Origin of the sequence: Streptomyces sp. NBC_00461 (genome assembly GCF_036013935.1) — a bacterium.
Classification (GTDB): Bacteria; Actinomycetota; Actinomycetes; order Streptomycetales; family Streptomycetaceae; genus Streptomyces.
The window spans coordinates 7,392,917-7,404,953 of sequence record NZ_CP107902.1 but is presented as its reverse complement, the minus strand read 5'-3'; the positions used below and the strand labels follow the sequence as shown (position 1 = coordinate 7,404,953).

At 72.0% G+C, this 12,037-nt stretch carries 7 protein-coding genes; all 7 read right to left on the bottom strand.

From position 1 onward, the window contains the following. Positions 1-102 precede the first annotated feature (102 nt). The gene (locus tag OG870_RS34535; protein WP_327691813.1) at positions 103-2,649 is read right to left on the bottom strand and encodes a polynucleotide kinase-phosphatase; all 2,547 of its coding nucleotides are present in this window, start codon (positions 2,647-2,649) and stop codon (positions 103-105) included. After that, entirely contained in the window at positions 2,646-4,130 is a 1,485-nt protein-coding gene (locus tag OG870_RS34530; protein WP_327691812.1) for a 3' terminal RNA ribose 2'-O-methyltransferase Hen1, read from the bottom strand. Before OG870_RS34530 ends, OG870_RS34535 begins: the two co-directional genes overlap by 4 nt. 232 nt (positions 4,131-4,362) lie before the next feature. Next, positions 4,363-5,415, bottom strand: a complete 1,053-nt coding sequence (locus OG870_RS34525; protein ID WP_327691811.1) for a hypothetical protein — start codon at positions 5,413-5,415, stop codon at positions 4,363-4,365. Positions 5,416-5,420: 5 nt separating this feature from the next. After that, positions 5,421-6,260: a dimethylargininase gene (gene ddaH / locus OG870_RS34520; RefSeq protein WP_266522794.1), complete on the bottom strand. Its 840-nt coding sequence runs from the start codon at positions 6,258-6,260 to the stop codon at positions 5,421-5,423. Then, on the bottom strand, positions 6,257-7,006 hold the full coding sequence (locus OG870_RS34515) for a 4'-phosphopantetheinyl transferase family protein (protein WP_266522792.1): 750 nt from the start codon (positions 7,004-7,006) through the stop codon (positions 6,257-6,259). The genes ddaH and OG870_RS34515 overlap by 4 nt, the downstream gene beginning before the upstream one ends. Before the next feature lie 248 nt (positions 7,007-7,254). After that, entirely contained in the window at positions 7,255-7,959 is a 705-nt protein-coding gene (gene fabG / locus OG870_RS34510; RefSeq protein WP_266522790.1) for a 3-oxoacyl-ACP reductase FabG, read from the bottom strand. Between the two features lie 99 nt (positions 7,960-8,058). Then, on the bottom strand, positions 8,059-11,943 hold the full coding sequence (locus OG870_RS34505) for a non-ribosomal peptide synthetase (RefSeq protein ID WP_327691810.1): 3,885 nt from the start codon (positions 11,941-11,943) through the stop codon (positions 8,059-8,061). Between the last annotated feature and the right edge of the window lie 94 nt (positions 11,944-12,037).

Sequence of the window (12,037 nt, the reverse complement as noted above, 5' to 3'; positions counted from 1 at the left end):
TCCTCGAACTCCCCTGATGCGTAAGGTTGTTCAAGTTAGGCGGGGATATGTGCGCGACACAAGGTTTCCATGGTGCTCGTGTGAACACCGCTCACGAATGGCTCAAAGCCGTGGGTCCACCGGCTCGGACTCCAGCGCCAGCACCCCGAACACCGCCTCGTGCACCCGCCACAGCGGCTCGCCCTCCGCCAGCCGGTCCAGGGCCTCCAGACCCAGGGCGTACTCGCGGGTCGCCAGCGACCGCTTGTGGTTGAGGAAGCGGCCACGCAGACGGGCGAGGTTGTCGGGTCGCGTGTACTCCGGGCCGTAGATGATCCGCAGGTACTCGCGGCCGCGGCACTTGATGCCGGGCTGGACCAGCCGGCCCTCGCCGCTCCGCACCAGCGCGCCCAGCGGCTTCACGACCATGCCCTCGCCGCCACGACCGGTCATCTCCAGCCACCAGTGGACGCCCGCCCGCACCGACTCCGGGTCCGCGGTGTCGACGTACAGCCGTCGGGTGGTCTGCAGCAGACCGCTGCCGTCGTGCTCCACCAGCCGGTCCAGCAGGGCGAGTTGCTCGTCGTGCGGAACGGCGGCGAGGCTGCGGCCCTGGACGGCGAGGATCTGGAACGGCGCGAGACGTACGCCCTCCAGTCCCTCGGTCGTCCAGCAGTAGTGGCGGTAGGCGTCCGTGAACGCTGCCGCGTTCGAGGCGCGCTCGCGCTGGCGGGCCAGCAGGTCGGTGACCTCGACGCCCCGCGCGGCGGCGCCCTCCAGTGCGGCGAGCGCACCCGGGAACACCGCGCCGGAGGCGGCACCGACGGCCGCGTACTGCGACCGCAGCAGACCGGACGCCTTCAGCGACCACGGCATCAGCTCGGCGTCCAGCAGGAGCCAGTCCGTCTCCAGTTCGTCCCACAGGCCGGCCTCGGTGACCGCCCTGCGGACGCGGCCGAGGATCTCCTCCGTCACCGACTCGTCGTCGAGGAACGGGCGTCCGGTACGGGTGTACAGCGAGCCCGTGGGGCCGTCGACGCCGAACCGCCTGCGCGCGGCCTCGGCGTCCCGGCACACCAGCGCCACCGCCCGCGAGCCCATGTGCTTCTCCTCGCACACGACCCGCGCCACCCCGTCCGCCGCGTACTGCGCGAAGGCCTCGACGGGATGCTCAAGGTAGCCGTCGACGTGCGAAGTCGCCGTCGGTGCCATGGTCGGCGGGAGGTACGGCAGCAGGCGCGGGTCGACGGCGAAGCGGCTCATGACCTCCAGGGCCGCGGCCGCGTTCTCCTCACGGACCGAGACACGGCCCTGGTGCCGGGTCTCGACGACCCGGCGGCCGTGCACGTCGTTCAGGTCGAGCGGCCGGCCGTCCTGTCCGCCGGGCGCCTCGGTCCGCAGCGGCCTCGACGGCTCGTACCAGACCTGCTCGGCCGGAACGTCGACCAGTTCGCGCTCCGGCCAGCGCAGTGCGGTGAGCTTGCCGCCGAAGACGGCGCCGGTGTCCAGGCAGATGGTGTTGTTGAGCCAGGTCGCGTCCGGGACGGGGGTGTGGCCGTAGACCACGGCCGCCCGGCCTCGGTAGTCCTCCGCCCACGGGTAGCGCACCGGCAGCCCGAACTCGTCGGTCTCACCGGTCGTGTCGCCGTACAGCGCGTGCGAGCGGACCCGGCCGGAGGTGCGGCCGTGGTACTTCTCCGGCAGACCGGCGTGACAGACCACCAGCTTGCCGCCGTCGAGGACGTAGTGGCTGACCAGCCCGTCGATGAACGCCCGCACCTGGGCGCGGAACTCGTCGCTCTCGCCCTCCATCTGCTCGATGGTCTCGGCGAGGCCGTGGGTGTGCTGGACGTTGCGGCCCTTGAGGTGACGGCCGTACTTGTTCTCGTGGTTGCCCGGCACGCACAGGGCGTTGCCCGAGCCGACCATCGACATGACCCGGCGCAGCACGCCCGGGCTGTCCGGGCCGCGGTCGACGAGGTCACCGACGAAGACGGCCGTACGGCCGTCCGGGTGGACGCCGTCCGCGTAGCCCAACTTGCCCAGCAGCGACTCCAGTTCGAAGGCGCAGCCGTGGATGTCGCCGATGATGTCGAACGGGCCGGTGAGGTGGGTCAGGTCGTTGAAGCGCTTCTCGGTGACGACGGTGGCGTTCTCGGCGTCCTCCACGCCGCGCAGGATGTGCACCTTGCGGAAGCCCTCGCGCTCCAAGTGACGGACGGAGCGGCGCAGTTCACGGATGTGGCGCTGGATGACGCGGCGCGGCATGTCGGCCCGGTCGGAGCGGCCCGCGTTGCGTTCGGCGCACACCTCCTCCGGGACGTCCAGCACGATGGCGATGGGCAGCACGTCGTGCTGCCTGGCCAGGTCGATCAGCTGGCGACGGCTGTCCTGCTGCACGCTGGTCGCGTCGACGACCGTGCGGCGGCCGGCGGCCAGGCGCTTGCCCGCGATGTAGTGCAGGACGTCGAAGGCGTCCCGGGTGGCGCTCTGGTCGTTCTCGTCGTCGGAGACCAGGCCGCGACAGAAGTCGGAGGAGATCACCTCGGTCGGCTTGAAGTGCCGGCGGGCGAAGGTCGACTTGCCGGAGCCGGAGGCGCCGACGAGGACGACGAGGGAGAGGTCGGTGACGGGGAGGACCCGTCCCTTCTTCTCAGTTGCCTCGGTCATGCTGCCTTCGCCTCCTTCTTGGTCTCGGTCTTCACGTTGGCTGTGCTCGTTTCGAAAACGGCCATCTGGGTGGGCGGCCCCACCTCCGGGTCGTCGGGCCCGACGGGCACGAACTCCACCGTGTAGCCGTGCCGTTCGGCGACCGTGCGCGCCCAGGTCCGGAACTCCTCCCGCGTCCACTCGAAGCGGTGGTCGCCGTGCCGGACGTGGCCGGCCGGGAGGGACTCCCAGCGGACGTTGTACTCGACGTTCGGGGTGGTCACGAGGACCGTGCGCGGGCGGGCCGAGCCGAACACCGCGTACTCCAGGGCGGGCAGCCGCGGCAGGTCGAGGTGCTCGATCACCTCGCTGAGCACGGCGGCGTCGTACCCCTTGAGCCGCTTGTCGGTGTACGCGAGTGAGCCCTGGAAGAGGCTGACGCGCGAGGCATGCCGCTCGCCCATGCGGTCCAGCTTGAGGCGCCGGGAGGCGATGGTCAGCGCGCGCACCGACACGTCGACGCCGACGATCTCCGTGAACCGAGGGTCCTTGAGCAGGGCCTGCACCAACTGGCCCTGCCCGCAGCCGAGATCGAGCACGCGCGCGGCACCGGACGCGCCGAGCGCGGCGATGATCGCGTCCCGCCGCTGCACGGCGAGCGGGGTCGGCTTCTCCTCCGTCTCGGTCTCCGCCCTCACGGCGTTGTCGATCTCCTCGACCTCGGTGTCGTCCGCCTCCGCGAGCCGCACCAGCTCCAGCCGTTCCATCGCCTGCCGGGTCAGCGACCAGCGGCGCGAGAGATAACGGCTGGTGATCAGCTTCTGCTCCGGGTGCTCCGGCAGCCAGCCCTCACCGGCGCGCAGCAGCTTGTCGACCTCGTCGCCGGCCACCCAGTAGTGCTTGGCGTCGTCGAGGACCGGAAGCAGCACGTACAGATGGCGCAGCGCCTCGGCGAGGGTCAGCGTCTCGGAGTCCAGCACGAGGCGCACGTACCGCGAGTCGCCCCAGCCCGGGAACGCGGTGTCCAGTGGCACCGCGTCGACGCGGACCGCCCAGCCCAGTGGTTCGAAGAGTCGTCGTACGAGCTCCGGGCCGCCGCGCGCCGGCAGCGCGGGCACCTCGACGCGCAGCGGGCGCGGCTGCGCCGGCAGCTCGGGGCGGGCGTGGCAGGTGCCCTTGATCGCGCTGGAGAACACGCTGCTCAGGGCCACGGCGAGCAGCGAGGACGCCGCATACGGGCGGTCGTTGACGTACTGCGCGAGCGCCGCGTCGGGCGCCCCTCCGCGTCCCTTGCCCTTGCCCCGCCGCACCAGCGCCACCGCGTCGACCTCCAGCAGGAGCGCGGCCGTGCAGCGCCGGGCGTCCGCCTCGGGGTAGAGGACGTGCGCCGTGCCGTAGGACGTCGAGAACGCCTGCGATTTGTCGGGGTGCTTGTGCAGCAGGAAGCCGAGATCCGTGGCGGGGCGGTCCGGGGTGCCGGTGGTGGTGATGGTCAGGAACATCGTGGGCACACCTCGAAATGGCTTCTGGACTACGGGTGTCTACCGTGTCCGGTGCACAGCGAGCGCACTGCGGGAACGCGGGCGAAGCAGGGCGCGGTGGGTTCGCGCCGGCTCCCGGCCCCTTCTCGTCGCAGTAGCGGCACCGCACGAAGCTCGGCCGGCCACGGAAGCGCCACCGGTGCGGCGCTTCCGCTCAACGTACAGCGAATGCCGGTAACACACTCAAGATTTTTCAGCGCACCTCTGGGCCGGCCGCCACGGACTCCCACAGGTTCACGGTCACCTCGTCCAGCTGGTCGAACCGCTGCGTGATCCGCTTCAGCACCGACGGAGCGGACGTCGCTTCGTGGCGCAGGGCGAGCACACCCATGGCCTCCCAGTGCCGTGTGGCCTCCTCGTGCAGGGCGAGGCTGCGCTCCGAGGCGCCGGCGGCCCGCAGGGAGCGGGCCATCAACTGCAGGCTGGGCACCGCGTAGAGGACCGAGGCGTGATGGAAGAGCCGCCGGGCACCGACGGCTGCGCGTTCGGGCGGGCCCGCGAAGCACTCCTCGCACAGCTCCTGGTAGCGGCGGATCGCCCCCCGGAAACGGTCCTCGGCGAAGAAGCGCTCCGCCTGACGGGTCAGGGCGGCACTCAGCTCCGCGCCGCCCACACACCTCTCACCGGCAGCCGCGATCCGGTCCGCGGAGCCGTCGCCGTCGCCACCGTCGCCGTCGGCCCGGAGGTCGTCGGAAACCGCGTAGAAGAAGCCCATCGCGTCGTGCGCGTCGCTCTTGATGCGGTCGGCGGCCGACCGGACCAGGTCGTCGAAGGTCACCGCGGCGCGGCAGCTGAACGGCTGCGGGCCGACGACGAGACTGTCGTGCACATCGACGTGCCCGTGGTCCGCGGAGATCTTCCGGACGACGACCGCGTGCAGGTACGGGTTGTTCTCGCGGTAGACGTCGGCGTAGTTGAGGTGAGCCGTGTTGACCCACACGATGACCGCCCGGTGCCGCTTCAGGAGCGCTTCGAGCTGCGGTCCCGGCGCACGGAAGTCGATGGGCTCCTTGTGCACCGTGAAGCCCGACCGCGTCATGCCGAGAGCGCCGGCCTCCTCGACCGGGAAGATGTACTCCGGGTATCCCGACTCGTCGAGGCCCGCCTGGAACAGGTAGCCGTCCCCGCGCTCGAAGACGGTCTGTTCCTCCACGGGCCGGCCCGCGATGCCGGCGAGGACCGAGTAGCTCCCGGTGAGGCAGTTGACGGCGGTGTCGTCGTACTGTTCGACGATGTGGCTGTCCATGGGCGTCAGCTCCGCAGTTCGAGGGTGCAGCACTTGACGCTGCCGCCGGCCTTGAGAAGCTCGGTCAGCTCGACTCCGATCGGCTCGAAACCGCGCTCGGCGAGCTGCCGCTGGAGTGCGGTGGCCGCCTTCGGCAGGAGTACGTGCCGGCCGTCGGAGAGCATGTTCAGCCCGAACACCGCCGCGTCCTCGTCGGATGCCAGAACGGCGTCCGGGAACATCTCGCGCAGCACTGCCTGGCTGCCCTCGGAGAACGCCTTCGGGTAGTACGCCACCTCGTCGTCCGAGAGGACGGCGAGCGCGGTGTCCAGGTGGTAGTACGACGGATTCACCAGCCGGAGGCTGGTGACGGGCAGTCCGAAGAACTCCTGGGCCTCGAAGTGCGAGCGCTGGTCGGTACGGAAGCCCGTGCCGGCGAGCAGCCGACGGCCGACGGTCAGGTAGTCGCCCTCGCCCTCGTTGATGTGCTCCGGCCAGTACAGCTCCTCGAAGCCCTGCCGCTGGAACCACTCCAGATAGAGGGGGCCCTCCGCGGTGCGCTCGACATGGCGGAAGCGGGCGCCGAGGACCTTGCCGTCGACCACGGTCGCGCCGTTGGCCGCGAAGACCATGTCGGGCAGTCCGAGGTCCGGTTCGATCTCCAGCACGGTGTGCCCGAGTTCCCGGTACAGGTCGCGCAGTCCCTCCCACTGGCGCAGTGCGAGGGCGCCGTCCACGGCCTTGCCGGGATTCATCCACGGGTTGATGGAGTAGGTGACGTCGAAGTGGCGCGGGGGGCACATCAGGAACCGGCGCGGGATCGCCGTGCGGGTCCGGTTGCCTGCCACGGACTGGTTCGCAGTCATGCGTGCTGCTCTCCTGAATAGGCGAAACGAGAGGAACTGAGGTCTGTCCCGCCGTCGACGGCGGGGGTGGTGTGCGCGACGGCGGCGGCGATGAGGCCGCCGTCCGGGCTGCTCCAGTCGGCGATCCGCCAGCCGGCCGGGGTGCCGGGGGCCGTGAGGTCGACTCCGCGCAGTCCGCCGAGCGTCGCCAGGCCCACCTTCACCAAGGCCTCCTTGCGCACCCACAGGCGGAGGAAGGAACGTGCGGGGTCGGGTCCGGCGCGGACCGCGGCGAGTTCTGCGGGCGCCAGTACCCGGGCGGCCACCCGGGGGTCGAACACCGCGGCCGAGGCGTCCTCCACATCCACGCCGACGGGACCCGGGCCCGCGGCGGCGGCGACGGCCCCCCGGGCGTGGGACAGGCTGACGCCTACGCCGGGGCGGTCGCGGAGGAACGGTCTGCCGTGGTCCTCGCCGCCGCACTCCTCGCAGAGCTGACCGAGCATCAGGGCGGCAGGGGGCACATCGAGCAGGCGCGCCGCACACACGCGCACCAGCACATGCGCTGCCAGATAGTCGGCGCGGCGCTCCCCCGCCGGCAGTCGGGCGGCGCGGTCCCGTTCGTAGGGGGCGAGCGTGACCGAGTCCAGCAGGGGCAGGACGTCCGCGGTGCGGCGCACCATGGCGAGCGGGGTCCTGGACCGGTGGTGTGCGTCCGGTCCCGGCAGGGCCTTCACGGGCATGGCCGGTCCAGCGGGCGGGCGCATTGCCTGTTCCTCCTCGCGTGGGTCGGTCCGGCTGTCCGAGCGGCCGTGGCTGTGGTGCGGGTGGCAGGGGGTAGTGCGGGTGACAGTGGGTGGTTCAAGTGGCAGTGGGTGGTTCAAGTGATGGTGGGTGGTTCAAGTGGTGGTGGGTGGTTCAAGTGGTGGTGGGTGGTTCAAGTGGTGGTGGGTGGTTCAAGTGGTGGTGGGTGGTTCAAGTGGTGGTGGGTGGTTCAAGTGGTGGTGAGGTCGTGTCAGTGGCCCATGCCGATCCCTCCGTCGACGGGCAGCACCGTGCCGGTGACGTAGCCGGCCGCCTCGTCGGTGAGGTAGCCGACCGCCGCCGCGACCTCGTCGGCGGTGGCCATACGCCGCATGGGCACGGTCGCCAGGAGGCTCTGCCGCTTCTCGGCGGGCATGGCCGCGACCATGTCCGTGTCCGTGTAGCCGGGGGCGACGACGTTGACGGTGATGCCGTGGCCGGCCACCTCCAGCGCCAGTGACCGGGCCAGGCCGATGAGCCCGGCCTTGGAGGCGGCGTAGTTGGTCTGGCCGATCGCGCCGGACAGCGCGACGGTGGAGGACATCAGGACGATGCGCCCCCAGCGGGCGCGCATCATGCCCCGCAGTACCGGCCTGATCCCGTGGAACGCGCCGAGCAGGTTGGTGCGCAGCGGCGCCTCGAAGTCCTCCGCGGTCATGGCGGCCAGCGGCCCGTCATGGGTGATGCCCGCGTTGTGGACCAGCACCTCCACGGGGCCCAGTTCCGCCTTGACCCGGGTGCAGGCCTCGGTCACCGCCTCGGAGTCCGTGACGTCGCAGCGCACGGCGAACAGCCCCGGGGGCGGCTCACCTGTGCGGTGGCTGACGGCGACCCGGTCGCCGCGGGCGGCCAGGTGCCGTGCGACGGCCAGGCCGATACCGCGGTTCCCGCCGAGTACCAGGGCAGTACGAGGCATGGTGCGAGCCCTTCTCCGTATCCGGTGCCTCCCGCGAGGGAGTCGGTTCATGAGCCCGTCTCAGGTCGTCCGGGCGGTGTGCGGCGCGTGCCGGCGCCGTCAGCGGTCCCGCTGCGGGGCCGTGTCGCCGAGTGCGTCGAGCGCTTTGGCCACCAGGTCGCCGATCTCCCGGGCGGGCCGGGCGTTCAGCATCTCCAGGTGGGTGCAGGCGATGCGGTGCTCAAGGAGCCGGCCCTCGACGTACGGCAGCCACGGTTCGCTGAAGGAGGGCGGGCGCCCCGGTTCCTCGGCGGCGACCAGGAACAGCACGTCGCCTCGCAACCGCTCGGGGCGGAACTGCTCGCGCAGCCGGATCAGGTTCTCCACGACCGCCAGCAGCCGCTGCTCGTCGGGCACCACCTGACGTACAGCGGCCGTCTCGGTCTCGATCAGCTCCCGCAGATCCGCCGGCTCGGTCTCGTCGCCGGTGACCATCACGGTGTCCAGCATCGCGACCAGTTCGACCCGCTCCCCCTCGGCCTGCAGCCGCGTGGCCAGGGAGTGGGCGACCAGTCCGCCGAAGGACCAGCCGAGCAGCCGGTACGGCCCGTGCGGGCGCACGTCGCGGATCTGGCGCAGATAGTCGTCGAGCAACTCCTGGTAGCTGTCGGGCATCTCCTCGCCGGGGATGATGCCGCGCGCCTGCAGGGCGTACACGGGCTGCTCCCCGTCCAGCCTGCGCATCAGTGCGGCGTAGCTCCAACTGAGTCCGAAACCCGGGTGGATGCAGAACAGCGGGGGCCTGCTGCCTCTGGTGCGCAGGGGCAGCAGCACCCCGAAGTCGTTGGAGGGTGCCCTCGGCGCGCTCGCGGCCGTGGCACCGTGGGGTCGCAGTCGTTGGGCCAGGCCCTGCACGGTCGGCGTCTCGAACAGGTCGCGCACGGTCAGCTCGGTGCCCAGTCGCGCGCAGATCCTGCGGACGAGCTGGATCGCCATCAGCGAGTGCCCGCCGAGGTCGAAGAAGCTGTCGGTGGCCGACACCTGGGGCAGGCCGAGCGCCTCGGCGAACAGCGCGGCGAGGGCGGTCTCGTCCGGGGTCCGGGGTGGGCGCCCGACGAGGGCGCCGAAGTCGGGGGCCGGCAGCCGGCCCCGGTCCAGTTTGCCGGCCGGCGACAGCGGCAGCGCGTCCAGCGGGACAACGGCGGCCGGGACCATGTACTCGGGCAGCAGCCGGGCGACCGCGGCGCGCAGCCGGGCCGGGTCCGGTGTGGTGCCGGGTGCAGGCGTGACATAGCCGACCAGCCGGCGTTCGCCCTGGCGGTCCTGGTGCAGGACGACGACGGCCTGGGCCACCTCGGGCTGCTCGCCGAGGACCGCCTCCACCTCGCTGGGTTCGATGCGGAAGCCGCGGAGCTTGACCTGGTCGTCGGCGCGTCCGACGTACTGCAGCTGCCCGTCGGGCCGGCGCAGCACGATGTCGCCGGAGCGGTACATACGGGCGCCGGGTTCCCCGTGGGGGTCGAGGAGGAAGCGGGCCTCGGTGAGGTCGGGCCGGTGCAGATAGCCGCGGGTGACGCCGGCGCCGGCGATGTACAGCTCACCGGGCACGCCGACGGGTTGGGGCCGCATCCGGTCGTCGAGCACGTACAGGCGGGTGTTGCGCAGGGGGCGTCCGATGGGCGGCGCGTCCTCGGCGGTCCCGGCCTCGTCGTCGCGGGTGGCGGAGGCGCTGGCGTACACGGTGGTCTCGGTGGGGCCGTAGGCGTTGACCAGCCGCGCACCCGGTACGGCGGCCCGCAGCCGGGCGGCGACCTGCGGGGTCAGTGCCTCGCCCGCGAGGACGAGGTGGTCGGCGCGCAGGTCGGGGGCTCCGTCGGCGATGAGCCGGTCAAGGACCGAGGGGACGCCGCTGACGAGTGTGCCCTGCCAGCCGCCGCGTTCGCCGATCTCCAGCAGGTCGCGGACGATTTCGATGCTGCCGCCGTTGAGCAGCGGCCCGAGGATCTCGAACACGGAGACGTCGAAGCTCAGGGAGGTGGCGGCGAGCACCCGTCGCAGTCCGTCGCCGAAGGCGTCCGCGGCCCAGGCGGCGAGGTTGGCGATGTTGCGGTGGGTGACCTCGACGCCCTTGGGCCGGCCGGTCGAGCCGGAGGTGTAGATGACGTAGGCGGTCTGGTCGGCGGTCACCGCACGCTCGAACGTGCCGTCGCCGGGCGCATCGAGGAAGGCCTGCACAGAGGGGTCGTCCCACAGCAGGACCGGGGGTGCGTCGGGGTGGGCCGGGAGGCTGCCGACGGCGGAGGACTCGCTGATCACCAGGGCGGGGGCGGCGTCCTCGACCATGAACGCCAGTCGCTCGGGCGGATAGACGGGGTCGAGCGGCACGTAGGCGGCGCCCGCCCTGAGTACGGCGAGCAGGGCGACGACGGTGGCCGTGGAGCGGTGTGTCGCCAGGCCCACGAAGTCGCCCCGGCCGACGCCGCGTTCGGAGAGCAACCGGGCCATTCGGGCGGAGCGCCGGTCGAGTTCGCGATAGCTGAGGGTGTCCGAGCCGCAGACGACGGCGGTCGTGTCGCCGTGCCGTGCGGCCTGCCGCGCGAACAGGACCGGCACCGTGTCGTCCGTGAGGGGTGCGCCGGTGCTGTTCCAGTGGTGCAGGACGCGCCGCCGTTCCTCCTCGTCCATCAGGTCGATGCCGGTGAGGGGGGTACGGGGGTCGGCGCAGACAGCGGTGAGGAGGTTGGCCAGATGGTCCGCGAGGGTGCGGACACCGCTGTCGTCGAAGCGCTCGGTGTCGTACTCGACGTAGAACCGGATGTCGTCACCGGACTCCACGAAGGTGAGCATCAGCTCGAATGCGGCCGTCGCGTTGGCGATCGGCAGCGACTCCACCAGCAGCCCGGCTCCCGGCACGGCCTCGGGGCCGGTGCGGACGTGGTTGAGGGCCAGCTGGAACACCGGCTGACGGCCCGCGTTCCGGGGCGGGTTGACCGTGTGGACCAGCTCGTGGAAGGGCACGCCCTGATGGCGCAGCGCCTGGAAGGTGCGGCCCTGGACCTGGCGCAGCAGCGGCAGGAACTCTTCGTCGGCGTCGAACCTGACGCGCAGCGGCATGGTGTTGACCGTCAGGGCGACGAGGCTTTCGGAGCCCGGTTCCAGACGGGTGGACAGGGGCACGCCGAGCACGATGTCGCTCTCGCCGGTGTAGCGCCCGAACAGGGCGAAGGCCCCGGCGGCGAGCACGGAGAAGAGACTCGCGCGGTGTTCGCCGGCCAGCGCGCGCAGCTGTGCGGCCACCGGCCGCGGCAGATCCCGGCGGTGGGTGGCCGCGTGCCGGCCGGTGGAGCCGCCCAGCCGGGCCATGGGCAGGTCCAGGGTGGCGGGGGCACCGTCGAGTTCGGCGCACCAGTACTCCAGGGCCCGGGCCCGGCGCCGGTCGTGGGCTCCGGAGAGACGGGCTGCGACATGGTCCGCATAGCCGGGGGCGGGCGGCAGCGGGCTGGGCCGTCCCTCGGCGTGCGCCGCGTACAGGACGGCGAACTCGCGCGCGAGGACGTCGAGGGAGTCGCCGTCGGCGATGGTGTGGTGCGCGACGAGCAGCAGGACGTGGCGCTGCGTGTCGAGCCGGAACAGCGTGGCTCGCAGCAGCGGTGCCCGGTCGAGCCGGAACGGCCGGTCCTGTGCCTCGGTGCAGTGCCGGTCGAGGACGCCGTCGATGAGGTCCGGGGCGGTGGCCGTGAGGTCGGTCTCCTCGACGGGCACGGTCACCGCGTCGGCGATCGACTGACGCGGCCCGCCCGCGTGCTCGGTGATGCCCGTCCGCAACGCCTCGTGCCGCTCGGTCAGGGTGCGCAGCGCGCCGTCGAGAGCGGCACGGTCGAGCGGACCGGAGAGCCGCAGCGCCAGGGCCAGGTTGTGGGTGCCCGGCCGTCCGTGTGCCGTCTCGGCGAACAGCACGCTCTCTTGGGTGGGGAGGAGGGGAAGGGTCCCGGCCTCGTTGTTCATGAAAAGTCCCGTCGACTCTGGGCGGGCGGGCACCGCCCGCGGTCGTACCAGGGGGGTGTCCTGTGCGCCGGGCGGGCGCCGGACAGCGGCGCCC

What these genes read in the sequence shown, in the direction of transcription:
- OG870_RS34535 (WP_327691813.1), bottom strand. Translation starts at nt 2,649, where the DNA reads ATGACCGAGGCAACTGAGAAGAAGGGACGGGTCCTCCCCGTCACCGAC.
- OG870_RS34530 (WP_327691812.1), bottom strand. Translation starts at nt 4,130, where the DNA reads ATGTTCCTGACCATCACCACCACCGGCACCCCGGACCGCCCCGCCACG.
- OG870_RS34525 (WP_327691811.1), bottom strand. Translation starts at nt 5,415, where the DNA reads ATGGACAGCCACATCGTCGAACAGTACGACGACACCGCCGTCAACTGC.
- ddaH (WP_266522794.1), bottom strand. Translation starts at nt 6,260, where the DNA reads ATGACTGCGAACCAGTCCGTGGCAGGCAACCGGACCCGCACGGCGATC.
- OG870_RS34515 (WP_266522792.1), bottom strand. Translation starts at nt 7,006, where the DNA reads ATGCGCCCGCCCGCTGGACCGGCCATGCCCGTGAAGGCCCTGCCGGGA.
- fabG (WP_266522790.1), bottom strand. Translation starts at nt 7,959, where the DNA reads ATGCCTCGTACTGCCCTGGTACTCGGCGGGAACCGCGGTATCGGCCTG.
- OG870_RS34505 (WP_327691810.1), bottom strand. Translation starts at nt 11,943, where the DNA reads ATGAACAACGAGGCCGGGACCCTTCCCCTCCTCCCCACCCAAGAGAGC.